Source organism: Paraburkholderia sp. J8-2 (genome assembly GCF_905220195.1).
In the GTDB taxonomy this organism is placed as follows: domain Bacteria; phylum Pseudomonadota; class Gammaproteobacteria; order Burkholderiales; family Burkholderiaceae; genus Paraburkholderia.
Genome location: NZ_CAJMZA010000009.1, coordinates 242,045 through 265,028, shown reverse-complemented (window position 1 = coordinate 265,028; position 22,984 = coordinate 242,045). Strand labels below are relative to the sequence as shown.

Annotated in this window: 24 protein-coding genes; 10 read left to right on the top strand and 14 right to left on the bottom strand. The window is 65.2% G+C overall.

The window, feature by feature from the left end; genetic code table 11:
- Positions 1–24 precede the first annotated feature (24 nt).
- The 6 genes from rpsP to U5A52_RS21725 all read left to right on the top strand — a co-directional run bounded on the left by rpsP (position 25) and on the right by U5A52_RS21725 (position 4,410).
- The gene (gene rpsP / locus U5A52_RS21750) at positions 25–288 is read left to right on the top strand and encodes a 30S ribosomal protein S16 (RefSeq protein WP_028206744.1); all 264 of its coding nucleotides are present in this window, start codon (positions 25–27) and stop codon (positions 286–288) included.
- A 93-nt stretch (positions 289–381) separates the two neighbouring features.
- Positions 382–1,146, top strand: a complete 765-nt coding sequence (rimM, locus tag U5A52_RS21745; RefSeq protein ID WP_321912629.1) for a ribosome maturation factor RimM — start codon at positions 382–384, stop codon at positions 1,144–1,146.
- A gap of 53 nt (positions 1,147–1,199) precedes the next feature.
- Positions 1,200–1,967 (top strand): tRNA (guanosine(37)-N1)-methyltransferase TrmD, encoded by a 768-nt coding sequence (trmD, locus tag U5A52_RS21740; protein ID WP_321912627.1) that lies wholly within the window; start codon positions 1,200–1,202, stop codon positions 1,965–1,967.
- A 151-nt stretch (positions 1,968–2,118) separates the two neighbouring features.
- Positions 2,119–2,514, top strand: coding sequence for a 50S ribosomal protein L19 (gene rplS / locus U5A52_RS21735; protein ID WP_028206741.1), 396 nt, complete (start codon positions 2,119–2,121; stop codon positions 2,512–2,514).
- A gap of 86 nt (positions 2,515–2,600) precedes the next feature.
- Positions 2,601–3,323, top strand: a complete 723-nt coding sequence (locus U5A52_RS21730) for a CoA pyrophosphatase (RefSeq protein ID WP_321936131.1) — start codon at positions 2,601–2,603, stop codon at positions 3,321–3,323.
- Between the two features lie 148 nt (positions 3,324–3,471).
- Positions 3,472–4,410, top strand: a complete 939-nt coding sequence (locus tag U5A52_RS21725; RefSeq protein ID WP_321912622.1) for a CobD/CbiB family protein — start codon at positions 3,472–3,474, stop codon at positions 4,408–4,410.
- A 75-nt stretch (positions 4,411–4,485) separates the two neighbouring features.
- Here the strand turns inward: U5A52_RS21725 and U5A52_RS21720 are convergent, their stop codons facing one another.
- The 3 genes from U5A52_RS21720 to U5A52_RS21710 are packed head-to-tail and all read right to left on the bottom strand — an operon-like array spanning position 4,486 to position 7,047.
- Positions 4,486–4,809, bottom strand: coding sequence for a DUF2007 domain-containing protein (locus tag U5A52_RS21720; RefSeq protein WP_321936130.1), 324 nt, complete (start codon positions 4,807–4,809; stop codon positions 4,486–4,488).
- A 22-nt stretch (positions 4,810–4,831) separates the two neighbouring features.
- Positions 4,832–5,773 carry a ribosome small subunit-dependent GTPase A gene (rsgA, locus tag U5A52_RS21715; RefSeq protein ID WP_321936129.1) on the bottom strand — a complete coding sequence of 314 codons (942 nt, stop codon included), beginning with the start codon at positions 5,771–5,773 and terminating at the stop codon, positions 4,832–4,834.
- Positions 5,770–7,047, bottom strand: coding sequence for a M48 family metallopeptidase (locus tag U5A52_RS21710; protein WP_321912616.1), 1,278 nt, complete (start codon positions 7,045–7,047; stop codon positions 5,770–5,772). The genes rsgA and U5A52_RS21710 overlap by 4 nt, the downstream gene beginning before the upstream one ends.
- Positions 7,048–7,159: 112 nt before the next feature.
- Between U5A52_RS21710 and orn the strand changes: the two genes are divergently transcribed.
- Positions 7,160–7,789 (top strand): oligoribonuclease, encoded by a 630-nt coding sequence (orn, locus tag U5A52_RS21705; RefSeq protein ID WP_321936128.1) that lies wholly within the window; start codon positions 7,160–7,162, stop codon positions 7,787–7,789.
- 96 nt (positions 7,790–7,885) lie between these two features.
- Here orn and mog read toward each other — a convergent pair whose 3' ends face one another.
- A complete protein-coding gene (gene mog, locus U5A52_RS21700; RefSeq protein WP_233882353.1) occupies positions 7,886–8,509 on the bottom strand; it encodes a molybdopterin adenylyltransferase in 624 nt (207 codons plus the stop codon).
- Positions 8,496–9,110 carry a ribosome biogenesis factor YjgA gene (gene yjgA / locus U5A52_RS21695; protein WP_321912610.1) on the bottom strand — a complete coding sequence of 205 codons (615 nt, stop codon included), beginning with the start codon at positions 9,108–9,110 and terminating at the stop codon, positions 8,496–8,498. The genes mog and yjgA overlap by 14 nt, the downstream gene beginning before the upstream one ends.
- 254 nt (positions 9,111–9,364) lie before the next feature.
- Here yjgA and pmbA point away from each other — a divergent pair, with 254 nt between their 5' ends.
- Complete coding sequence (gene pmbA / locus U5A52_RS21690; RefSeq protein WP_321912609.1) at positions 9,365–10,735, top strand: metalloprotease PmbA; 1,371 nt, start codon at positions 9,365–9,367, stop codon at positions 10,733–10,735.
- A gap of 115 nt (positions 10,736–10,850) precedes the next feature.
- On the opposite strand, the gene U5A52_RS21685 is transcribed toward pmbA, so the two are convergent.
- The 9 genes from U5A52_RS21685 to U5A52_RS21645 all read right to left on the bottom strand — a co-directional run bounded on the left by U5A52_RS21685 (position 10,851) and on the right by U5A52_RS21645 (position 19,756).
- Positions 10,851–11,348 (bottom strand): dihydrofolate reductase, encoded by a 498-nt coding sequence (locus U5A52_RS21685; protein ID WP_321912608.1) that lies wholly within the window; start codon positions 11,346–11,348, stop codon positions 10,851–10,853.
- A gap of 117 nt (positions 11,349–11,465) precedes the next feature.
- Complete coding sequence (locus tag U5A52_RS21680) at positions 11,466–12,995, bottom strand: sigma-54 dependent transcriptional regulator (protein ID WP_321912606.1); 1,530 nt, start codon at positions 12,993–12,995, stop codon at positions 11,466–11,468.
- Positions 12,996–13,011: 16 nt separating this feature from the next.
- The gene (locus tag U5A52_RS21675) at positions 13,012–14,490 is read right to left on the bottom strand and encodes a hypothetical protein (RefSeq protein ID WP_321912658.1); all 1,479 of its coding nucleotides are present in this window, start codon (positions 14,488–14,490) and stop codon (positions 13,012–13,014) included.
- A 164-nt stretch (positions 14,491–14,654) separates the two neighbouring features.
- Positions 14,655–15,497: a peptidase C39 gene (locus tag U5A52_RS21670; RefSeq protein WP_321936127.1), complete on the bottom strand. Its 843-nt coding sequence runs from the start codon at positions 15,495–15,497 to the stop codon at positions 14,655–14,657.
- Between the two features lie 13 nt (positions 15,498–15,510).
- Positions 15,511–16,233, bottom strand: a complete 723-nt coding sequence (locus U5A52_RS21665) for a C39 family peptidase (RefSeq protein ID WP_415765922.1) — start codon at positions 16,231–16,233, stop codon at positions 15,511–15,513.
- Between the two features lie 114 nt (positions 16,234–16,347).
- The gene (locus U5A52_RS21660; RefSeq protein WP_321912602.1) at positions 16,348–17,925 is read right to left on the bottom strand and encodes a cell wall anchor protein; all 1,578 of its coding nucleotides are present in this window, start codon (positions 17,923–17,925) and stop codon (positions 16,348–16,350) included.
- Positions 17,926–17,952: 27 nt separating this feature from the next.
- Positions 17,953–18,591, bottom strand: a complete 639-nt coding sequence (locus U5A52_RS21655) for a hypothetical protein (RefSeq protein ID WP_321936126.1) — start codon at positions 18,589–18,591, stop codon at positions 17,953–17,955.
- Positions 18,588–19,088, bottom strand: a complete 501-nt coding sequence (locus tag U5A52_RS21650) for a hypothetical protein (RefSeq protein ID WP_321912599.1) — start codon at positions 19,086–19,088, stop codon at positions 18,588–18,590. Before U5A52_RS21650 ends, U5A52_RS21655 begins: the two co-directional genes overlap by 4 nt.
- A 122-nt stretch (positions 19,089–19,210) precedes the next feature.
- Positions 19,211–19,756: a hypothetical protein gene (locus U5A52_RS21645; RefSeq protein ID WP_321912597.1), complete on the bottom strand. Its 546-nt coding sequence runs from the start codon at positions 19,754–19,756 to the stop codon at positions 19,211–19,213.
- 549 nt (positions 19,757–20,305) lie between these two features.
- On the opposite strand from U5A52_RS21645, the gene U5A52_RS21640 reads away from it, so the two are divergent.
- Together U5A52_RS21640 and U5A52_RS21635 are read left to right on the top strand one after the other, a co-directional pair.
- Positions 20,306–21,691, top strand: coding sequence for a sigma-54 dependent transcriptional regulator (locus tag U5A52_RS21640; RefSeq protein WP_321912595.1), 1,386 nt, complete (start codon positions 20,306–20,308; stop codon positions 21,689–21,691).
- Between the two features lie 314 nt (positions 21,692–22,005).
- Positions 22,006–22,977, top strand: a complete 972-nt coding sequence (locus U5A52_RS21635) for a thymidylate synthase (RefSeq protein WP_321912593.1) — start codon at positions 22,006–22,008, stop codon at positions 22,975–22,977.
- The last annotated feature ends 7 nt before the right edge of the window (positions 22,978–22,984 follow it).

Here is a 22,984-nt window from a genome sequence, read left to right as displayed (position 1 = left end):
ACCCCGGTTTTCAAGGATTTTAGTATGGTCATCATCCGTCTGGCACGCGGCGGCTCGAAGAAGCGCCCGTTCTACAACATCGTCGCAACCGATTCGCGCAACCGTCGCGACGGCCGTTTCATCGAGCGCGTGGGCTTCTACAACCCGGTCGCTACCAAGGGTGAAACGCTGCGTATCGCTCAAGATCGCGTGACGTACTGGAAGGAAAACGGCGCGCAAATGTCGCCGGCAGTCGAGCGCCTCGTGAAGGAAGCGCAAAAGACCGCCGCCGCTGCGCCGGCTGCTTAAGTTTTTAAGCGTCTTTCAGTCTGTTGTCCGTGTTTTACCCGCGTACGCGCTCCATGAGCGTGTGCGATATCAAGCTGGTCGCAAGGGGTGCCGATGTCCGCGCATGACGCTAAATCTGCCGTAAAGGCGAACGACGCGTCGGAAAGCGGGGCGCCCGACGTTGCAACAAGTGCTGCGACCAGCGGCGCTGGCAAAGCTGCGGCCCGCAGCGCGCCTTCGTTTGGTGCGTTCGTGCGCAAGCCTGCGCGCGAGAGCGCCGCGAAAGCTGCGCCTGCAACCGAGGGCCTGCGCGCCGAAACCGAAGCGAGCTGGCCGGACGACGCCGTTGAAGTCGGCGCCGTGATCGACGCCTATGGCCTCAAGGGCTGGTTGAAGATCGCGCCGCACGCGCAGGACGGCCGCGCGCTGCTTTCCGCTAAACGCTGGTGGCTTCTCAAGGGTCGCGAGGGTCAGGGGCATCGCGAGCGTCATTCCGCGGTGCGCGTGAGCGCCAAGGTTCATGGTGACAGCGTCGTCGGCGAGCTTTCGGGCCTGGCCGACCGCGACGCCGCGCTGCTGTTGCGCGGCGCGCGCGTGTACGTGAGCCGGGCCGAATTCCCTGCGCCCGCAGCCGATGAATATTACTGGGTCGACCTGATCGGCCTCGACGTCGCCAACGAGGCGGGTGTCGAGCTCGGCAAGGTTGCCGACCTGATCGACAATGGCGCGCAATCGGTGTTGCGTGTCACTTACCCGTCTACGGACAAGGATGGCAAGCCGGTCACCGGCGAGCGCCTGATCCCGTTTGTGGGCGTGTTCGTGAAAACGGTGGACCTGGCGGCGAAGCGTATCGTCGTCGACTGGGAAGCCGATTACTAAGCAACACGGCAATACCGCGCGCCGTGATTCAATTTCGCTGAACGGAGAGAGCGATGCAGTTCGATGTCGTCACGCTCTTTCCCGAGATGTTCCGCGCGCTGACCGACTGGGGTATTACCAGCCGGGCGGCGAAGCAGCAGCGTTACACGTTGCGCACGTGGAATCCGCGTGATTTCACGACCGACAACTATCGCACGATCGACGATCGCCCCTACGGCGGCGGCCCCGGCATGGTCATGCTGGCCAAGCCGCTCGAAGCGGCGATCGATGCGGCGAAGGCCGCGCAGGCGCAAGCCGGCGTGAGCGCTCCGCGTGTGCTGCTGATGTCGCCGCAAGGCAAGCCGCTCACGCACGAACGCGTCATGCAGTTCGCGCAGGAGCCGGGTCTCGTGATGTTGTGCGGCCGCTACGAAGCGATCGACCAGCGTCTCGTCGACCGCTGCGTGGACGAAGAAGTGAGCCTCGGCGACTTCGTGCTCTCGGGGGGCGAATTGCCCGCGATGGCCTTGATGGACGCCGTGGTGCGCAACCTGCCGGGCGTGCTCGGCGACGCGCTTTCGGCGGTGCAGGACAGCTTCGTCGACGGTTTGCTCGACTGTCCGCATTACACGCGCCCCGAGGAATACGACGGCGTGCGCGTGCCCGATGTGCTGCTTGGCGGCCATCACGCGGAAATCGAGTTGTGGCGGCGCCGCGAGGCGTTGCGCAACACGTGGAACAAGCGGCCCGATCTGATCGAGCGGGCCAGAAAGAACAAGATGTTGAGCCGTGCCGACGAGGCGTGGCTCACTAGTCTCGCGAAGGGCTCGAACGAAGCCTAAGGCTTCGGGCGTGCGCGACAAGGGGCGCAAAAGGCGGTGCCGCTTCATGCGTGAACGGCGCCAGTTGTGAATCCATCCTCTATCGGGGCCGTAGTTGCAGGTCATCCTGCACAGGTACGAACGCCGACAAGATGGCATACGGAGTCATTCCATGAATCTGATTGAAAAACTCGAGCAGGAAGAAATCCAGCGCGTGCTGGGCGAGAAGACCATCCCCGAATTCGCCCCCGGCGACACGGTGATCGTCAACGTGAACGTGGTTGAAGGTAACCGCAAGCGCGTTCAGGCATACGAAGGCGTCGTGATCGCGAAGCGTAACCGCGGCCTGAACTCGTCGTTCATCGTGCGCAAGATCTCGTCGGGCGAAGGCGTCGAGCGTACGTTCCAGACGTACTCGCCGCTGCTGGCCAGCATCGTGGTGAAGCGCCGCGGCGACGTGCGTCGCGCGAAGCTGTACTACCTGCGCAACCTGTCGGGCAAGAAGGCACGTATCAAGGAAAAGCTGGTGTCGAAAGACCGCGCAGCTGCTCCGGCCGATCAGGCGTAAAAGCTGTAAGAAAGAAGCACCCTTCGGGGTGCTTTTTTCTTTTTGGCCGCAAAATAATCTCGTGTACGTGTCATCCGGGACCGCCGTTGATCCGCCCAGTATTTGAACCCGAAAGCCTGCCGATCGAATCGACGGGCGCGAGCCTTCCGCAGGTCGCCGCGGAGCGCCTGACCGCCGCCGGCTTGCGCGCGCGCTTCGAGCAGCGTCTGGCGTGGGACCCCGAACCGCAGGAAGCCCGTCTCGCCGAGATGCGCGATCCGCGCGAGGCCGCCGTGCTCGTGCCCATCGCCATGCGCGCGGGCGGCCTGACCGTGCTGCTCACGCAGCGCGCCGACAATCTCAGCAATCACGCGGGGCAGGTGAGCTTTCCCGGCGGCAGTCGCGAGCCTTCCGACCCCACACCCATTGCCGCCGCGCTGCGCGAGGCACAAGAGGAAGTGAATCTCGACCCCGCGCGCGTCGAGGTGCTCGGCGCATTGCCCGAATATCTCACTGGCACGGGCTTCAGGGTCACGCCCGTGGTCGGCCTCGTGCACGAGCCGTTCAGCCTTGCCGCCGATTCGCTCGAAGTGGCGAGCATCTTCGAGGTGCCGCTCAGCTTTCTCATGAACCCGGTGCATCACCAGGTGCGCGTGTTCCGTTGGGAGGGGGGCGAGCGGCGCTTTTACGCGATGCCTTATCCAGACCGCGATGCGCCAGACCGCAATGCGCCGGAATCCGCTGTCGCGTCAGGCGTCGGGTCCTCGCACTTTATCTGGGGGGCCACGGCGGGTATGCTGCGCAACTTCTACCGCTTCCTGCTCGCGTAACACGTCTGGCGGCACGCGCAAGCGCCGCTGCGCACTGTTGCGAGATTGCCGCCCGATTGACCGGCGATGGTCAGGCACATCTGGCCCTGTGATATCGTTGCAACACTTTCTAAAACCCTTTCGCAACTCGATCTGCACGGCGCGTCGCATGACCTTCTTTTCCGTATTGCTGGCCCTCGTCATCGAACAGGTGCGGGCGCTGTCGCCCAATAATCCAGTCATGGCGCTCGTGCGCCTCAATGCGGAGTGGGCCGCTCACGGCTTCGACGCCGGCAAGCAGAAGCACGGCCTCATCGCCTGGCTCGTGGTCGTGTTGCCGTGGACGCTCGCCACGGCGCTCGTCTACTACGTGCTGTACCACATCAGCTTCGTGCTGGCCTTCCTGTGGAACGTGGTGGTCGTGTACTTTACGCTCGGCTTTCGCCAGTTCAGCCACTATTTCACCGACATTCATCTCGCGCTGAACAACGACGACGTGCCGCGCGCGCGCGAAATTCTCCACGAATGGACCGGCCTCGACGCGGTGGACATGCCCGTGAGCGAGATCGTGCGTCACACGCTCATTCATGCGGTGATCGCCTCGCATCGGCACGTGTTCGGCGTGTTCTTCTGGTTCCTCGTGCCGATCGGGCCCGCGGGCGCCGTGCTGTACCGCATTGCCGAATACCTCGCGCGCGAGTGGGCGCGTCCGGCGGAAGACCGCACCGAGGCGTTCTCGAACTTCGCGCAGCACGTGTTCTTCGTGATCGACTGGGTGCCGGCGCGGCTCACGTCGCTGGGCTTTGCGATCGTCGGCAACTTCGAGGACGCGATCTACGCCTGGCGCAATCACACGAACCAGTGGCCCGATACCAACGAAGGCGTGCTGCTCGCGACCGGCAGCGGGGCGCTCGGCGCTCGCCTCTCGGGTCCGCTCGCAGAGCAGTCCAGCGTCGATGCGCTGGCGCAGCCGGGCGAGGGCGGTCCGTACACGGTGGGCGACGACTGCACGCCGCGCACGCTGCAATCGGCGGTGGGCCTCGTGTGGCGCGCCGTGATCCTGTGGATGATCCTGCTCCTCATGCTGACGATCGCCGTGTGGCTCTGAGCGCCGGATCGCCAGCCGCGAACATGCAAATGGGCCGCTAAAAGCGGCCCATTTGCATTTGCGACGGTGCTTGCGTCATTCGTCGCGCACGTCGCGGTCGCGCCCGCAATTCCAGCACACGGTGAACTGCGCCTCGAGCACCTCGCCGCAGCGCGCGCAGCGCCATGTGGGCGAGCCTGGCGGCGGTCCGCTCACCGCCTCGTCGATCAAACGCCGGGCGAGCTTCTCGTCGCGGTCGTCCACGAGCCACAGTTCGGGTGCGCACTGCTCAGCGGGAATCTCGCCCATCGCGCCGCTCAGGTAGCGGTTGTGCAGCTCGCAGGGCACGCCCGCCGTCGCCAGGATGTTCATCCAGTGCTGGGCGATCAGCAGATTCGGCGCGCGTACGAGTTTGAGCATAGGCGCAGGGGCAGGCGGCGCGTCAGCGCACGACCTGGCTGATCTCGTGCATGAGCTGCGCGTAGAGCGCCTGGCGCTCCGGCGCGATGCGGCCATCGTCGACAGCTTCCAGAATCGCGCAGCCCGGCTCGTGCAGGTGATGGCAGTTGTAGAAGCGGCAGTGCGCGAGCAGCGGCCGGAATTCGGGAAACGCGCGCTCCAGCTTGCCTTCGGTTAGGTGATAGAGGCCGAATTCCTGGAAGCCCGGCGAGTCGATCAGCGCGCCACCCTCGGGCAAGCTGTAAAGCCGCGTGAACGTCGTGGTGTGGCGCCCGCTGTTGAGAGCCGTCGAAATCTCGCGCGTGGCGGCTTCGGCATCGGGAATCAGCAGGTTCACGAGCGTCGACTTGCCCATGCCCGACTGGCCGAGCAGGATCGTCTGATGGCCGTGCAGGTGCTCGGCGAGCACCGCGCGCGCCTCCTCGGGGCGGCCCTTCACCGAAACCTCGAGCACCGTATAGCCCAGCGCGCGATAGCGTTCGAGCCGTTCCCGCGCGAGCGGCAGCGCGCCCTGGACGTCGATCTTGTTGAGGACGATGAGTGGCTTGAGGTCGTTGGCATCGGCGGCCACGAGCGCGCGCCCGAGCAGGTCTTCGCTGAAGTGCGGCTCGGTGGCCAGCACGATCAGCAGCTGGTCGAGGTTCGCCGCGAAGAGCTTCGACTTGAACTGGTCGGAACGGTAGAGCAGGTTGCGCCGCTCGCCAATCGCGACGATCACGCCCTGATCGGCGGAAGTCGATTGATACTCGACGCGGTCGCCGACCGCCACCTCGCTCTTCTTGCCGCGCGGGAAGCACTGCAGATGTGCGCCGCCGCCGTCGGGCGCGACGAGATAATGGCGCCCGTGGGCGGCGATCACCACGCCGTGCAGCGTGGCGCCTGCGGCTTTAGCATTGCCGGCGGCTTTCGTTGCGCGCCGGTTCATGCGTGCGCTAGCAGTCGGTCGATCCGCTGCGAAGCCGGCGGATGCGAGTAGTAGAACGCGGTATAGAGCGGGTCGGGCGTGAGCGTCGACGCGTTGTCCTCGTAGAGCTTCACGAGCGCGTTGACGAGATGCTGCGCGTCGGTTTGCGTGGCGGCAAAGGCGTCGGCCTCGAACTCGTGCTTGCGCGACGAGAGGCTGCCAAGCGGCGTGACGAAGAACAGGAACACCGGCACGGCGAGGAAAAACAGCACGAGCGCAAGCCCTTCGTTGCCGCCGAGCAGCGACGGCCGCACACCGAGGCCTTCATAGAACCACACGCGCTGCGAGAGCCAGCCGAGCAGGGCGAGCAGCGCGAGGCTGATCGCGAACGTGACAATCATGCGCTTGATGACGTGACGGCGCTTGAAGTGGCCGAGTTCGTGCGCGAGCACGGCCTCGATCTCGCTACCGGAGAGGCGCGCGAGCAGCGTGTCGAAGAACACGATGCGCTTGGCTGCGCCAAAGCCCGTGAAATAGGCGTTGCCGTGTGCGGAGCGGCGGCTGCCGTCCATCACGAACAGGCCCTTGGCCGCGAAGCCGCAGCGCTGCATGAGCGCTTCGATGCGCGAGCGCAGGGCTTCATCGCGCAGCGGTTCGAACTTGTTGAAAAGCGGCGCGATGAAGGTGGGGTAGAGCACCAGCACGAGCATCTGGAAGGCGACCCAGACGGCCCATGTCCAGAGCCACCAGAGGCTGCCCGCCTGCTTCATGAGCCAGAGCACGACGAAGAGCAGCGGAATGCCGAATGCGGCGCCGATCAGGAGCCCCTTGATGCGGTCCATGATGAAAATGCGCTTGGTCATGCGGTTAAAGCCGAAGCGCTCCTCGACCACGAACTGGCGGTAGTAGTCGAGCGGCAGTTCGACCACGCCGGAAATGGCGAGCACGGCCCCGATCAGCGCGATCTGGCCCACATAGTCGCGCCCGATCGCGTCCGAAATGCCGAGGTCGAGCGCCTGCACGCCGCCGAGCAGCGTGAGCGCGATCAGCACCACGGCGCCGAGCACGATTTCGATCATGCCAAGCCGCGTGCGCGCGACCGTGTAGTCGGCGGCGCGCTGGTGCGCGGCGAGCGGGATGGTCGCGGTGAACTGCGCGGGCACCGCGCCGCGGTGGGCGGCCACGAAGCGGATCTGGCGCGACGCGAGCCAGAGCTTGGTCGCGACCATGGCGAGCACGGCCACGACGAAGAGCACGCTGAAGTACAGCGCAGGGGAGGGGGACAGATTAGGCATCCAGGAAGTCCGTGGTATCTATGCGACAATTATATGTTCTCGCCGGCCGGGCATCGCATCCTGTCGATGCCGCGCACGCGCCGCGCTTCCAACGCTCTCCGGGTTGCCTTTCATGACTGACATTACCGCTGCCGGCGCGCCGCTCATCGAGCGCACCGACATGAACCTGATCTGGCTCGATATGGAAATGACGGGGCTCGATCCCGACAACGACCGCATCATCGAGATCGCCGTGGTGGTGACGAACTCGACGCTCGACAAACTCGTGGAAGGTCCCGTGCTGGCCATCCATCAGCCGGAGTCGGTGCTCGACCGCATGGATGAATGGAACCGCAACACGCACGGCCGCTCGGGTCTCACCGAGCGCGTGCGGGCCTCGACGGTCACGGAAGAAAGCGCGACCGAGCAGATCATGGCGTTTCTTTCGCAGTACGTGCCGCCGGGCAAGTCGCCGATGTGCGGCAACTCGATCTGTCAGGACCGCCGCTTCATGGCGCGCTGGATGCCCACGCTCGAGCGCTTCTTCCACTACCGCAACCTCGACGTGAGCACGCTCAAGGAGCTGTGCCGCCGCTGGCAGCCAACCATCTACAAGGGCTTCCAGAAACGCGCGATGCATACGGCGCTCGCCGACATCCACGAGTCGATCGACGAGCTCAAGTACTATCGCGAGCATTTCCTCGTGCCGGCGCCGGGCATCGTGCCGGATAACGCAACGGGCGAGGCCGGTCCGGCGCTTTGATCTGAGCCGACACGGCAACGCCGCGGCGGCGGGTTCGTCCCGTCGTCGCCGCGTTCTGTCCCGCGTTGTGTCATAACGCAGCAAGAAGTTTGAGTCTTACGCGCGCGGCGCTCGCTGCGCGTTCTTTGGCCGGAACGCCGCCACGACGTTCGGATCGGTTTCGATATACGGGCCGCCAATCAGGTCGATGCAATACGGCACCGCAGCAAAAATACCCGGCACCTTGACGGCGCCCTGATCGTCGCGCAGGCCTTCCAGCGTTTCCTTGATCGACTTCGGCTGCCCCGGCAGGTTGATGATGAGCGCCGCATGGTCGTCGTTTTCGCGGATCACGGCGACCTGGCGCGAGAGAATGGCCGTCGGCACGAAATTCAGGCTGATCTGGCGCATTTGCTCGCCAAAGCCCGGCATCTCCTTGGTCGCCACGGCGAGCGTCGCCTCGGGCGTCACATCGCGGCGCGCGGGGCCGGTGCCGCCCGTGGTCAGCACGAGGTCGCAGCCCAGACCGTCCACGAGCGCCGTGAGCGTGGCGGAGATCGTCGCCGCGTCGTCGTGGATCAGGCGCGTTTCGGCGCGCCAAGGCGTTTTCAGCACGCTGCCGAGCCACTCCATCAGCGACGGAATGCCCTTGTCCTCGTAGACGCCGCTCGTCGCGCGGTCGCTGACCGACACAAGGCCGATCACGAGCTCGTCAGGGTGGCTGCGCTCAGGCTTCGTCATCTTCGCGGTCCTCGTCGGCGCGCTCGTCGTCGTGGTCGTCCGCCTCGCCGGCGCCTTGCGCGCTCACGTCCTTGATCCACTGGAACAGTTCGCGGAAGGACTTCGGCGGCCGGTTTTGCTCCTGCTCGCGGCGCGCGTTGCGGATCAGCGTGCGGCCTTCCTGCGGGTCGGCGGCGGGGTACTGGCGGATGAATTCGGTGAGCGCGGCGTCGTCGGCGAGCAGCTTGTCGCGCGTGCGCTCGATCCAGTGCAGGCGCGCCGTGGCGGCCCTGTTCACGCCGCGGTGCTCTTCGAACTTCGTGCGCAGCGCGGCGACTTCGGCTTCGGTCAGACCGCGCATCATGCGGCCCACATACTGGAGCTGGCGGCGACGGCCTTCGTGGTCGGTGATGCGGCGGCACTCGTGGACGGCGTCCGCGAGGTCTTCGGTCATCGGCATGCGCTTGAGCGCGTCCTTGGGCAGCTCCACGAGGGCCTGGCCCAGTTCCTGGAGCGCTTCCATGTCGCGCTTGAGCTGCGATTTGCTCGGGCGATCGTAGCCGTTGTCGTCCTGGTCGGCGACAGCGTCGTTCATCGGTTGAATGCGGGTTTTGCGTTTCATGGGGCGTATTGTAGCGTGCGCGGGCGTGCGGCCTGGGCTTGAAGGCGCCGCCGGCGGCCCGATATCGGTGTGAGGGTTCATGCGCAGCGCGAGGCGGCGAAAGCGCCTGTGATGCGTGTTCACATACCTTGCTATGATCGCGTGATGCGCTTTGCGAACGCAGCGCGTTCCGAAGCACCGGTCGCACTCGAAGCGACACCAGCGAAACACGACATCAGCGGGCCGCATCGGCCCAGAACCGGACCGTAACGACAATGGCAGCAGACATCGAAGCCCGGCAACGCTTTTTCCCGCACACCCAGGACGAACTGAAGGAGATCGCGTCCGACATCCTCCGGCACGCCAATGCGCTCGGCGCAAGCGACGCCGCGACCGAGATCTCCGAAGGCGACGGCTTGTCCGTCTCGGTGCGCCGCGGCGAGGTCGAGACGATCGAGCACAACCGCGACAAGATGGTCGGCGTGACCGTCTATATCGGCAACAAGCGCGGTAACGCGAGCACCTCCGATTTTTCGCCGCAGGCGCTCAAGGACACGGTGGCGGCCGCGTACAACATCGCGCGCTTCACCGCCGACGACGACTGCGCGGGCCTCGCGGAGCGCGAGCTGCTCGAAACCGCGCCGCGCGACCTCGACCTTTACCACCCGTGGAATCTCTCGGCCGACGAGGCCGTGGAAATCGCGCGCCGCGCCGAAGATGCCGCGTTCGCTGTCGATCCGCGCGTGAAGAACTCCGAAGGCGCGAGCGTGTCGGCGCAGCATTCGCAGTTCGTGCTCGCCACCTCTGGCGGCTTCATGCACGGCTATCCGTACTCGCGCCACTACATTTCGTGCGCGCCCATCGCAGGCGCCGGCCGCAACATGCAGCGCGACGACTGGTACACCTCGCGGCGCAGCGCGGCCGAGCTGGCCGCGCCCGAAGCCGTCGGGCGCTATGCGGCCGAGCGTGCGCTCTCGCGCCTGAACGCGCGCAGCCTCGACACGCGCAAGGTGCCCGTGCTGTTCGAGGCCCCGCTCGCCGCTGGCCTGCTCGGCGCGTTCGTGCAGGCCGTGAGCGGCGGCGCGCTGTATCGCAAGACGTCGTTCCTCGTCGACAGTCTCGGCAAGCCCGTATTCGCGCCGCACATCCAGATCGTCGAGGACCCGCATGTGCCGCGTGCGGCCGGCAGCGCGCCGTTCGACGAAGAGGGCGTGCGCACGCAGCGGCGCGAAGTCGTCAAGGACGGCATCGTGCAGGGCTATTTCCTGTCGTCGTATTCGGCGCGCAAGCTCGGCATGCAGACCACGGGCAACGCCGGCGGCTCGCACAACCTGCATCTGCAAAGCTCGCTCACGAAGCCCGAGGACGACTTCGAAGCGATGCTCAAGAAGCTCGGCACGGGCCTCTTGCTGACCGAGCTGATGGGGCAGGGCGTGAACTTCGTGACGGGCGACTATTCGCGCGGGGCGTCGGGCTTCTGGGTGGAGAACGGCAAGATCCAGTACCCGGTCGAGGAAATCACGGTGGCTTCGACGCTGCAGGAGATGTTCCACCACATCGTCGCCGTGGGCGCGGATACGCTCGCGCGCGGTACGCGTCAAACCGGCTCGGTACTGATCGACCGTATGACGGTGGCGGGGCAGTAAGCGGCTTTTCCGCAGGCTCAATCCTCAATCAACAACGGCACGCCAAGGCGTGCCGTTGTGCTTTTGGGCGGCAGATTGCAGGCGCGCGCTCGGGTAGCATTGCGCGCCCAGTTAATCAATCGCGCCGCACGTAGCGTACGAACGCAAAGTCGAAGTCGTTCGGCGCATTCGCATGCAGCGTCTCGCGCGACGTTTCTTGCCACACGTCGGGGTCCGGTGCGGGAAAGGTGGCGTCGCCCTCGAAGTCCGCGGAGATTTCCGTCACCACGAGCTCATGCGCGAGGCCCAGTCCCTCGCCATAGAGCTGCGCGCCGCCGATCAGGAATGCCGTAGGCGCCTGATCCAGCGCCGCGAGCGCGAGCGCTTCGTCGAGGCTCGTGGCGGTGTCGCAGCCGGGAAAGCGCTTGCCCGCGTCGCGCGTCACGACGATGTTGCGGCGGCCCGGCAAGGCGCGGCCGATCGATTCGTGCGTTTTGCGGCCCATGATGATGGGCGCGCCCATGGTGGTGCGCTTGAAGAACGCGAGGTCTTCGGGGAGCCGCCAGGGCAGCGCGTTGTCGCGGCCGATCACGCCGTTGCGGGCACGGGCGACGATGAGGGTGAGCGTCGTCATCGAAAGGGTAGAGGTGCGAGGTTGTAAGCTGTTCGCAGCGATTCTACCTGAGCGCGCCGGGCGGCCCGGCGCGCTCACTCGTGCCCTGTCTTGCCCTGTCGTGCCCCGGCGTCCGTTTCACTCCTGCACGTCGGGCGGCAATTCCGCCTGGTTCTCCGCTTCGCCGTCGAAGAGCGTTTTTTCGTCGCGCAGGCCGTGCGTGCCCATTAGCCGGTAGAGCGTCACGCGCGAGATGCCGAGGTCGGCAGCGGCTTCCGTGAGCCGGTGCCGGTGCCGCAGCAGCGCCGCCTCGATCGCGCGCCGCTCCGCGGCTTCGCGCGCCTGCGCGAGCGTGACCGTCTGCTGCGCCGTGAAGTGGGCGAGATCGAGATCCTCCGCCGAAATCAGCTTGCTTTCAGCCATGACGATCGCGCGGCGCACGCGGTTGATCAGCTCGCGCACGTTGCCCGGCCAGTTGTAGTTGTACATCGCCTCGATGGCGTCGGGCGTGAAGCCGCGTATGCGGCGCGCGCTGTCCTGCTTGAATTTGTGCAGCACGTGGTGGGCGAGAATTTCGATGTCCTTGCCGCGTGCGCGCAGCGGCGGCTCGTCCACGCGCAGCACGCACAGGCGGTGAAAGAGGTCGGCGCGAAAGCGGCCGTCGCGCATCGCCGTTTCGAGATCGACGTGCGTGGCCGAGATGATGCGCAGGTCCACGGGAATCTGCTCGTGGCCGCCCAGCCGCTCGATCTTGCCTTCCTGCAGGAAGCGCAGCAGGCTCGCCTGGCTTTCCAGCGGCAAGTCGCCGATTTCGTCGAGAAAGAGCGTGCCGCCGTTGGCCGATTCGACGCGCCCGATCTTGCGCTGGTTCGCGCCCGTGAAGGCGCCGCGCTCATAGCCGAACAGTTCGGATTGCAGAAGATGATGCGGGATCGCGCCGCAGTTGATCGGCACGAACGTCGCCTTGCGCCGCGCGGAGCGCTCGTGGATCGCGAGCGCGGTGAGTTCCTTGCCCGTACCCGATTCGCCCGAGATGAACACGGTGGCGTCGGTATTGGCGACCTTGCGGATCGTGCGAAAGAGCTGCTGCATCGCCTCGCAGGTCCCGACCATCTCGTCGTCGTCCTGGCTCGCGGCGGCGGCGCCCGGCGCGTCGAGATCGCACAGCGACACCATGCCGAACGCGTGGCCCACGAGGTAGTCGAGCGTCGCGTGCGAGACCGGCACGTGCACGTAGTCGAAGCAGTAGTGGCGGATCAGGCGCCGCACTTCGGCGTCGGTCAAGCGCGAGTCGTCGGTGAGCGCGATCCATCCGACCTGCTGCAGCCGCAGGATCGTCTCGAGGCCCGCGAACTCGCGCGGCGCGAAGCCGGTGACATCGACGATGCCGGCATAGGCCGCCTCCGGCTTCACGAGGCGCGATGCTTCGTGCGCGGTGCGCGCGGTTGCGATTTCCCAGCCGCGGCTCTTCAGGTAGGCGCTGAGCAGCGGGTCGGGCGCGCGCGCGACGTACAGCAAGGTGCGATCGAGACCTGTCTCGGACTTCGCATCGCCCGGGTGGCCGGCGTCGGGTGCAGCGCCTGCAGGGGGCGGTCCGGTCACGGCGAGACGCTGACCGGCTCCTGCGAGCGGTGTCACGGTGGCGCCCAGATGTGAGGATTCGCGCACGATCGGCCTCATGACATCAGAAGGTATAAGGGAAACGCACGCCGACGACGAAGTTCGGTGCATCGGGCGTGAGCCCGACGGAGACCGCGCCGTTGATCGTCAAGTGCTTGTTGACCACGTGATTCAGGCCGAAGTTGAGCACCGAGGCGGTGGTCTCGCTGCCCGGCACGCCGGTCCAGCTGCCGCCGGGCGACTTCGTCTTCGACTGCGGTTCGATGGCCATGGTGTACGAAATGCTTGCCGAATCCTTGTCCGAGAAGGCGAGCGCAACGCCGCCGCCGAACTGGATGATGTCGCCGAGCTTCACTTCGGCGGGCTCGGTCTGCCCGATCACCGAGGAGATGTCGGCAAACGAGCGCGAGATGTTGTACGTGTACGAGAGGCTGCCGAACAGCACCACCGGGTCGTAGGTCTTCAGCACCGAGAGACCGGCCGTCACGTTCCAGAAGCCCGTGCCCGTGGGCAGCTTGCTCGGCGCGACGAGGTTGGTGTTGTCGGGCGTGATCTGCTGCACCTTGATGCCGAACGGCGAGGTGCCGGTCGCCGTCTTCACGCGCAGGCTGCCGACTACGTCGGGAATGCTGTTGGTCTCTTTCAGGAACTGGTAGTAGATCCCGAAGTTCACGTCGCCAATGGCGTTCGAATTGACCGATGCGTCCGTGAGCGTGCTCGCCGAGCCGCCCGCGCCGCCCACGATGAAGGTGCTGTGGCGGTACACGTACGGCACGTCCACGTCCACGCTCATGCGGTCGGTGAGGCCGTAGCGCGTGTCCAGGTCGGCGGTGATCTGGTGCGACTTGGTCTGCCCCAGATTGATGTTGCCGAGAAAGATCGCGTCGAGCGCGAGGAAGCCCGAAAGCTGCAGCTGGCGGCGATCGTAGTAGCTGTCGCTGATACCCCAGTCCAATGTCAGCTTGTGGTCGAAGAGCGGTGCGTGCTCGCGCTGCACGACCGCTTCTTCGGCTTGCGTGCGCGAGGGCTCGGCGTTCTTCTGGGTTTCGCCCACGGTCGGGCTGCCGTTGGGGTTCACGCCAACCGGCGCGCCCTGCTGCGGGCCGCTCGCGGCCGCGGTGCCGGTCGCGCCGCTGGTCGCTCCGGCGTCGGGCGAAGGCGGGTTCACCGGCACACCGGTTGCCGTGCCGGTGAGCGCACCGGGCGCAGTGGCGCCCGGCAGCGCCTGGGCGAGCGGCGGCAGGGGCACCGGCAGGCCGTCGGCGCCGGGCTGCTCCGCAACCGTTGCGTCCGACGCGGCGTCGGGCGCGCCTGCGCCCGGCATGCCTCGGCCGCGTTGCGCCATTTCGAGGTTCGTCACCTGGCGCTCGAGTGACTGGATTTGCCGCTGCTGCTCGTCTACCACCCGCATGAGGGTGTTCAGCCGCTCTTCGATCGACTGGCTTTGAAGCGCCTGCGCGTGGGCGGACTGCGAGAGCGCGAACAGCAAAACCGCTGCTGGTATGGCGGCCAGCGTCGCGTGCGGCGTGGCCGTCCTTGACATCATCTTCATTCTTCTTCCCCCGGGATCGAATGCGGGCGCGAACCGGAACCCCCTGGTTCCGCGCCCGCGCACGTCGATGCTCCTCATTCAAAGTGCTGCTGCTCGCGCGGACTCTTGCCCGCGTGGTGGTCTCCTTGTTGGTGCGCCTCGTGATGAGCCCTCGGTTAGTGGAGATTTCGCAGCGCCTGTAATACGCCGGACTGCCGGATCATTTGCGACGTCATCTGCTGCGTCTGCAGACTCAGTTGCAACTGGTTGGCGACCTGCTGGTTATTGCCTGCGACCTGGAGTAGCTGGGCGATCGCGCCGGCCTGTTGCGCGTTGCCCGGCATGACGTTTTGCGTGGCGATGCCGGCCGGCGTTTGCAGCGTGACATTGACGCCGTTACTGCCGAACGAGATGCCCGATTTGATGCTGCCGCTCGCGTTAGAGGCGGACGCGCTCGACTGGTTGGCGCCTGGCAGGTTGGCGACCTGCGGCGCGTTGTTGTCGTAGGAGATGGTTGCGGCATTGGCGCCCGTATTGCCATTGCCGGCCACCTGGGTGATCTGCGAAACGCCGTTGACCGAAACGTTCTGGCCGCCGGTGGCCGTCGCGTTCGGGTTGGCGCCGCTGTTCGCGCTCGTGGTTCCGCCCTGCGTCGGGTCGATCACGGCTGCATATGTCTTGACCTGCGCGCTCACCTGGTTGGCCGCGTTCTGGGCGACCGCAAGCGCGCCTTGCGCGACTGCGGCCGCGCCGTTTGGCAATTGCCATTGAGAAAGCAGGTTCAGAACGAACCCGGAAATCATGTTGCTGCCGGCATATTTGCCGGTCTGATGCGCGAGCACGTCGTCGCCGACGGCCTCGCAGCGGATGCCTGGCGCCTGCGCGTCGGCGTTCGAGAGAAACGCCGGCACCGGCTGCGGCAAGCCGATGCCATCGGCCGCTAGCGCACCGCTCGAGAAAGCGCAGGCGAGCGCGGAGACAGCTGCCGCGATGCCACACTGTGAGAGGTTGCGTTTCATGATTCTTCGGACTTCAGAACATGACGGCCTTATCGAGGCCGTATTCGAAGAAGGGAGTCGCGGCCGTGCCATTGAGCAGTGCGTTTTCACGCAGCTTGAGCGCGAGCGACTCGTTGTTCTGCAACAGCGGAGAATCCTCCAGGAACGGTTTTCCGAGCACCGCGAAGACGAGGCCGTTCCATGTCCTGGCAAAGTCGTCTTCGGCGACGATACGGTTGCCGAGCGCGGGGTCCGCAATGAAGATGCGGCTGTTCTCGGCATGCTTGACGATCACGAAGTGCTCGTAGCCATCGATGTTCATGAGCACCAGCACGGGAATCTGCAGGTGGTAGAGCGCGTCGGTGTTGACGCGAAAGCCGCGGCCGCGCAAGCCGATCGTCTCCACGAACTTCTTCATGTCGAGCATGGAGAAGCCGTTCTTGACGACCACCTCGGGTGTGGAGAACACCATCATCTGGCGGATCAACTCAGGTTCGGGGATGTCGATGCCGTAGCCGTACTTGAGCAGCGTGGCGAGTGCGGCAGCGCCGCAGCTGTAGTCATACTGCTGGCTGACGATGCTGCGATAGCGCAGGTCCCGCATCGAGTGGACCGGAAGCTTCACCGGCACGCCGATGAGGTGGGTCGCGTCGAGCGTCGACTGCTGTGCATGCACAGGCACAAGCGCCGCGCTGGCGGTAAGCGTCAGCGCGAGCACAAACATCCTTGACGCCGGGGTCGAGAGGGGCCCGGACATGGTGGTCTCCTGCCTTCTGGTTTGCGCGCCGGCTGCGGTGGGACAGCCGGCGCGCGTTGCTTGCTGCGTTACTGCCTGGGACGAGCCCAGTTCCTGCGGTACTGCCAGCCGTGCTTAGTGGCCGTTGTTCATCGCGGCGATTGCCATGCCGTTGTGCTGCAGGTTGCCGATGCCGCCGGCAATGTTCACGCCGATGTTGCCTTGCGCGCCGGTGAGCGTATTGGCGCCGAGGCTAGCCGTGCCCTGGAACTGGCCGGTTGCCGACATGTTGGCGTTCTGCACGTTGTTATCCGTCGCGACCATTGCAACCGTCGAGGCCGAACCCGGGTTTGCCGTCGTCACCGAGCCGGCGAGGCTGTTGTTCTGCGCGTTGCCGATACCGGATGCGACGTTCACGCCGACGTTGCCCGAGACGTTCGCAAGCGAGCCGTCACCGACCGACGCGTTCAGATTGAAGTTCTTCACGTTCGCGCGGCCACTGGAGCTTTGCGTGTTGAAGATCTGCGCGTTGCCGAAGACGTTGCCCATGTCGACGGAAGCGAGCGCGACATCGTTGCTTTGCGCGTTGTTGATGCCTTCCGCGATGTTCACGCCAAGGTTGCCCGTGACGCCGGTTGCCGCGTTGCTGCCTGTGTTGGCGTCGAGCGTGCCGGCTTGTTGCGTGTTGATGTGCTGCGTGACGTAGCCGGTCGTGTGCTCGTCGACGGTGTTGAGCGTGTCGCTCACGCTATAGCCCCAGCTCTTGGTCGAGCTCGATTGGTGCGACGACTGATGTTCATGCGAATTCGCGCTGGTGCTCGATTCGCTGTACGTATGGGCATACGTGTTGCTTGAGTCCTTCGTCTTGCTGCTCGAGCCGCTCACGCTGGCCGAGAGTGATGCGCTCGCCGTGCCGTCGGCGTAAGCCGTGTTGGCGGTGGTCGAGCTGTTGCTCGTGTTTTTGGCGTTGTTCACATCCCACGCTGCGCCGACGTTCGTCGTGTCGCTGTTGTTATGCGAATTCGTCTTCGTGTGCGACGTGCTTTCCGAGCCGCTGAGGTTCAAGCTTGCCGAGCCATTGTGCGGGTTGCCGCTGTGCGACCACGACGCGTTGGCTGTCAGGCTGCCATTGCCGCTCTGCGACTTCGTGGACGTGTTGTTGCCAACGCTGCTGTAGCTCGTACCGAGAGCCGCGCTGCCCGTATCGCTAAAGGTGCTCGATGTCGTGTGGTCGTGCGTGCTGCCGTTATCGGTCTTGACGTGATAGTCGGCGCTCGCGCTTGCGTCGAGCGACTTGCTGAAGGTCGAACTGCTCGACGAGCTCTTCGTGGTCGATGCATTGACATCATGCGTCCTCGACTGGCTGCTCGACGATGACGACATGCTCGACTCGCTCGAACTCGACGACTTCGTGAACGTGTTGCTGCCCGTGCCCATCACGCTGAAATTCGTGTTGTTGAACGTCGTCGTCACCTTGCCGCTGTTATAGCTTTGCGCTTGCGGAATGAGCGTGCCGCCGCCGGTAGTCTGGTTGTTGTTGATGACGGCGCCAGCGGTGCTCGAAACCGAGACGCAGCCGAACAGCGCGACAAAGCCTTCGATGCCGACGTACTGGGTTACGCCTGTGGCGTTGAACAGATACGCCGAATTAGCCGCGTGAGCGGAACCTACCGCCGACGCGAGAACTGCCGCTGCTATGAGGGTGCGCTTCATGATTTCGCTCCGATACTGAGTGGTCAGTTAAAAAAGAGTGCCCGCCGGGGGACGGAGCACAAAACTGTTTGCCGTAGCGTTACCGGCGCCGGCTGTCTGGTTCACCTGCACGAGGCCCGTCGCATTCCTGAATGCCGCATTGTCGATGCGTACCTCACGAATACCCCCTGCCTGGGCCATTTGCCCCCGACTGCCGTTTTGGGCAGCCGCCGCGGACAATTCCCCGTCCGAGACCGCCACCACACCAATCGCACCACTGCTGATGAGTGCAGTGTTGCGCTGGACATTGCCCACGCCCGCCGACTGATTCACCATCATTGCGCCGTTCGCGTTTGCAAAAGCTCCTGTACCTATCGTCGCGGTCGCGCCCTTGAGCCGCGCCGTGACGGTGGCGAGCTGGTCGTCGCCGTTCACGTTGATCGACACGTTGCCGGTCGTGATCGTCAGCTGGTTGGCCTGGGCGTTGTCGACCCCCGCTGTTTCGTTCACGGTGAGCGCGCCCGTCGTCGAGGTGGCGGCGCCCGGGGCGATGCTTGCCGTCGCTCCGACGCTGACCTGGGCCTGCGCGCCGCTGGCAAAGGCGAGCGCGGCGGCGCAGACGAGCGCGCCGGGAAGCGCCGTGCGCAGCGTGCGCCACGTGCATGGCGTCTGGACAGAACGGCTCATTTCATGCCTCCCATGGCGCCCGAGAGTGGGGCGAGCGCGCCTGTGATCGTCGAGGAAATCGTGCCGCCGAGGCCGCCGCCTACGCCGGCGCTCGCGCCGGGGCCGGCCGCCACGTTCGCGCCGGTCGCGCTGCCCGTGAGAATGCGCGTGAGCGCCTGCACGCCGGCGGTTTGCGCGCTCAAGGCGCCGTTCGCGTTCACGCCACTCGAGCCGTGCGCGTTGGTGAGGTCCGTGTCGGTGACGAGCGTCGCGATCGCCGGGTCGAAGCTGTTCTTGGGGAAGGTCGTGGCGCGCACGAGCACGGGGTCCTGGCTCTTTGGCACGTTGTCGAAGGCGCTGCGCGGCGTGATGTCGCGTTCGACGATGATGTCGCCGGGATTCGTCACCTGCTGGGCGTACACGCCCGCTGTGACGCTCGCGGCCAGGGCGCCGCACAGGGCGGCGGCGGCCTGGATCGAGCGGCGGCTTGCGCCGCGCGTCGAGTTGCGTGCTGTCATTCTGGTCTCCTCCTGGCCGGAGTCGGCGCATGGGCGCCTTGTCCGGTCCATTTGTCCTGGCTTCGCGTTATTCACCGCGAACCGGACACCGCGCCGCAGGCGGCACGGGTGCTATCTCATCGTCACTTTCTCGTGTAGCTTGCGAGGTTGCCCTGCGCGTTCTGCGTGGCGTCGACGGGGATCGGCAGCGGTGCAGGCGGCGCGATTTCGTCCCAGAGCGTCACGTTGTTGTTTCCACGCATCAGTTGTGGCGTGGCCGCAACCATCACCATGCCGACGGCGCCGCCGCGCTGGCGCGAGAGCGTCTGATCGTCGAGTGAGCCGATGCCCGCGAAGGCGCCATCGTTGCCAGAGGCGACAGGGTCGGCCGGCGCCTGCGCGCTGGTGGCCGTGGCGCTGGTCGAGTCCGTGGCGGCGGCGTTTGTATCGTCGGCCGGCGCGCTTACGGCGAGCGTGGCGGGAACGAGTGCCGCAGGTGTTGCAGGAACGACATCCGGGGCGGCGTTCGCGACGCTGACAACCGTGTTTGGCGCGGCTGACGCATCGTCCGGCGCCTGTGCGCGAGCGGCGGGCGAGAGGACGAGGAGGGCGGCCGGTACGAGCATGGCGGCGCATGCGCTGCCGTAGCCGATGACACTGCGCAGGACCTGCTGGATGTTGAGTCGCATGGCGTATCTCCTGGTGCGAGACATTTAGCGAAACGTGTGCCATCGCCCGCAATCCATTGATACGCTTCGAACCGCACTATTCTCTGCAAACTTTGAATGGCGGATATTCGCCAAAATGTTTCAGCGCTGAAACGTGAGGCCGTTTAAACCCATTTGGAATGCCATATGGTTTCAAAGGAGAACGTTTGCGCGCCAGACGCTTAACTATTCAGAGAATGGAAACATCCGTAATTATTTCTGCACTGACAAAATGCCGGGAAACAGGTGGAAACATTTCCATCAGTCCCTTATGCATTCCAATTGCATAAATTCTATCCAAGTGCCATGAGGCTATAGTAAGCTTCAGAAAAAGCCGTAATGCCTAAAAGAAAAAGCCCGCAACTGGGCAAGTTGACACACACGCCACAACTCGGGGATTCACTGTCAGCAAAAGCATGCGCGTTCACTGTTTTTTTGCAGGTACGCGAAAGTCGCTTTTTGCTGCGTGTCTGTACATTCAGGTGCGTGCCGTCATTCCCAAACGATGGTGTTGGCAAGAGGATCTGAATAATGGAACCTGCAACGCGGCAATTGGTGTACGTGACGCGAAAACCGGTCGAAGCGTTGAACGAGCGGTTCCACGAGCGTGGCTGGCAGGTGGAGATCGTCGGCAACGCACGGGACGCGCGGCGGGCGCTTCGCGCAGGTATGCCCGCGGGGGGCTTGCTCGATCTATCAAGCGAATTTCATCTGCATGAAATCGGCTCATTCGAGCCGTGCCTCACGCTGCCCAACGTCGGCTGGGTGGCGGCGACCACGACCGGGCAACTGCAGGACGCAACGCTGCGCCGTCTGGTGCGCGATTACTGTTTCGATTACGTAACGGTCCCCTGGAACGGCGATCGCATCGTCGATTCCGTTGGCCATGCGTATGGCATGGTCTCGCTCGGCGAAGTCGCCTCCAACGACACCACGGGCGGCAGCGAAGGCGAAATGGTCGGCTCGTGCGAGGCGATGCTGGCGCTGTTCCGCTCGATCCGCAAGGTCGCGCTGACCGACGCGCCGGTGTTCATTTCGGGCGAATCCGGTACGGGCAAGGAACTCACGGCGGTGGCGATCCACGAGCGCTCGTCGCGCCGTAGCGCGCCGTTCGTGCCGATCAACTGCGGCGCCATTCCCCCGCACCTGCTGCAGTCCGAGCTGTTCGGCTACGAGCGCGGCGCGTTCACGGGCGCGAGCCAGCGCAAGGTCGGGCGCGTCGAATCGGCCAACGGCGGCACGCTCTTTCTCGACGAAATCGGCGACCTGCCCATGGAAAGCCAGGCGAGCCTGCTGCGCTTCCTGCAGGAAGGCAAGATCGAGCGGCTGGGCGGCCATCAGTCGATTCCGGTGGACGTGCGCATCATCTCGGCCACCCACGTCGACATGCGCGCGGCGATGGTGGAAGGGCGCTTCCGCCAGGACTTGTATCACCGCCTGTGCGTGCTGCAGATCGACGAGCCGCCGCTGCGCGCGCGCGGCAAAGACATCGAACTGCTCGCGCGGCACATGCTCGAGCGCTTCAAGAAGGACGGTAGCCGGCGCCTGCGCGGCTTTTCGCCCGACGCCATCGCGGCGCTGCACAACTACAGCTGGCCCGGCAACGTGCGCGAGCTGATCAACCGCGTGCGGCGCGCCATCGTGATGTCGGAGGGCCGCGCGATCACGGCGCGCGATCTCGAACTCGGCGACTACGTCGAAGTGGTGCCGGTCTCGCTCGCCCAGGCGCGCGAAGCCGCCGAGCGTCAGGCCATCGAACTTGCGCTGCTGCGCCACCGCGGCCGTCTTGGCGACGCCGCCCAGGAGCTTGGCATCTCGCGCGTGACGCTGTACCGGCTCTTGTGTGCGCATGGCATGCGCCACATGGAAAGCGAGCCACTCGCGCCGCATCCGGGCGGGCTGGCGTCGGGCGGTTGAGGCGCGGTGAGGTTGTTCGAGTCTGATTCAGGTTGCTTGAAGCGGCCGGCGCTTTCGTGCGCCGTGCGTTGAGCGCGCGCCGTCGCTTGTGGCGGGTCATTGTCATGGTGTTTCATCTCGCTGCGACTCGTTGCGCCGCGAGCTTTTCCCAGGGCTCTTCGTAGCCCGTCCTGCGGGCGTTTCGCCCTTGTCCCCGTTTCGTGACGGACTCGCGCTTTCGGCGCGGCCGACCCGGGACGCGCGCGCCGGGTAAAATCCTCCTTTTCCATCCTGAATCCGACCCGGGCGCTATGTGCCCGACGAGGGAACCGCGCATGAAACAGTATCTCGAGCTCGTCCGCTCGATTCTCGACACCGGCACCTGGCAGGAAAACCGCACCGGTATCCGCACGATCAGCCAGCCGGGCGCCATGCTGCGCTTCGACCTGCAGGACGGCTTCCCGGCGGTGACGACGAAGAAACTGGCGTTCAAGTCGGCGGTGGGCGAGCTGATCGGATTTTTGCGCGCTTCGCGCAGCGCTGCCGATTTCCGCGCGCTGGGCTGCAAGGTCTGGGACGCCAACGCGAACGAGAACGCCCAGTGGCTAGCCAATCCGTACCGCGAAGGCACGGACGATCTGGGCGACGTGTACGGCGTGCAATGGCGGCGCTGGCCAGCCTACAAGGTGCTCGACGCCCAAGCCGCCGCGCAGCTCGCCGACGCGCAATCGCGCGGCTACGCGCGCGTCGCAGAATTTACCGAGGATGGGCGAGCCAAGGTGCTGCTCTACAAGGCGGTCGACCAGCTGCGTCAGTGCCTCGACACGATCATGAACAACCCGACCGACCGTCGAATTTTGTTTCATGGCTGGAATCCGGCGGTGCTCGAAGAGATCGCGCTGCCGGCTTGCCACTTGCTGTATCAGTTCGTGCCGAACCCGACGAAGCGCGAAATCTCGTTGTGCCTGTATATCCGCAGCAACGACGTGGGCCTCGGCACGCCGTTCAACCTGACCGAAGGCGCGGTGCTGCTGCACCTCGTGGGCCGGCTGACGGGTTATACGCCGCGCTGGTTCACGTACTTCATCGGCGACGCGCACATTTACGAGAATCAACTCGATATGCTCAACGAGCAGTTGCGCCGGGAGCCGTATGCGAGCCCGCGTCTGGCCATTTCCGAGCGCGTGCCCGAGTACGCGAAGACGGGCGTCTATGAGCCGGAGTGGCTCGAAAAGGTCGAGCCGTCGGACTTCTCGCTCGTGGACTACCGCCATCATGAACCGCTCACTGCGCCGATGGCGGTGTGAGGCGCTT

Coding starts and splice junctions, on each gene's coding strand:
- rpsP (WP_028206744.1), top strand. CDS start 25: ATGGTCATCATCCGTCTGGCACGCGGCGGCTCGAAGAAGCGCCCGTTC.
- rimM (WP_321912629.1), top strand. CDS start 382: ATGTCCGCGCATGACGCTAAATCTGCCGTAAAGGCGAACGACGCGTCG.
- trmD (WP_321912627.1), top strand. CDS start 1,200: ATGCAGTTCGATGTCGTCACGCTCTTTCCCGAGATGTTCCGCGCGCTG.
- rplS (WP_028206741.1), top strand. CDS start 2,119: ATGAATCTGATTGAAAAACTCGAGCAGGAAGAAATCCAGCGCGTGCTG.
- U5A52_RS21725 (WP_321912622.1), top strand. CDS start 3,472: ATGACCTTCTTTTCCGTATTGCTGGCCCTCGTCATCGAACAGGTGCGG.
- U5A52_RS21720 (WP_321936130.1), bottom strand. CDS start 4,809: ATGCTCAAACTCGTACGCGCGCCGAATCTGCTGATCGCCCAGCACTGG.
- rsgA (WP_321936129.1), bottom strand. CDS start 5,773: ATGAACCGGCGCGCAACGAAAGCCGCCGGCAATGCTAAAGCCGCAGGC.
- U5A52_RS21710 (WP_321912616.1), bottom strand. CDS start 7,047: ATGCCTAATCTGTCCCCCTCCCCTGCGCTGTACTTCAGCGTGCTCTTC.
- orn (WP_321936128.1), top strand. CDS start 7,160: ATGACTGACATTACCGCTGCCGGCGCGCCGCTCATCGAGCGCACCGAC.
- mog (WP_233882353.1), bottom strand. CDS start 8,509: ATGACGAAGCCTGAGCGCAGCCACCCTGACGAGCTCGTGATCGGCCTT.
- yjgA (WP_321912610.1), bottom strand. CDS start 9,110: ATGAAACGCAAAACCCGCATTCAACCGATGAACGACGCTGTCGCCGAC.
- pmbA (WP_321912609.1), top strand. CDS start 9,365: ATGGCAGCAGACATCGAAGCCCGGCAACGCTTTTTCCCGCACACCCAG.
- U5A52_RS21685 (WP_321912608.1), bottom strand. CDS start 11,348: ATGACGACGCTCACCCTCATCGTCGCCCGTGCCCGCAACGGCGTGATC.
- U5A52_RS21675 (WP_321912658.1), bottom strand. CDS start 14,490: ATGTCAAGGACGGCCACGCCGCACGCGACGCTGGCCGCCATACCAGCA.
- U5A52_RS21670 (WP_321936127.1), bottom strand. CDS start 15,497: ATGAAACGCAACCTCTCACAGTGTGGCATCGCGGCAGCTGTCTCCGCG.
- U5A52_RS21665 (WP_415765922.1), bottom strand. CDS start 16,233: ATGTCCGGGCCCCTCTCGACCCCGGCGTCAAGGATGTTTGTGCTCGCG.
- U5A52_RS21660 (WP_321912602.1), bottom strand. CDS start 17,925: ATGAAGCGCACCCTCATAGCAGCGGCAGTTCTCGCGTCGGCGGTAGGT.
- U5A52_RS21655 (WP_321936126.1), bottom strand. CDS start 18,591: ATGAGCCGTTCTGTCCAGACGCCATGCACGTGGCGCACGCTGCGCACG.
- U5A52_RS21650 (WP_321912599.1), bottom strand. CDS start 19,088: ATGACAGCACGCAACTCGACGCGCGGCGCAAGCCGCCGCTCGATCCAG.
- U5A52_RS21645 (WP_321912597.1), bottom strand. CDS start 19,756: ATGCGACTCAACATCCAGCAGGTCCTGCGCAGTGTCATCGGCTACGGC.
- U5A52_RS21640 (WP_321912595.1), top strand. CDS start 20,306: ATGGAACCTGCAACGCGGCAATTGGTGTACGTGACGCGAAAACCGGTC.
- U5A52_RS21635 (WP_321912593.1), top strand. CDS start 22,006: ATGAAACAGTATCTCGAGCTCGTCCGCTCGATTCTCGACACCGGCACC.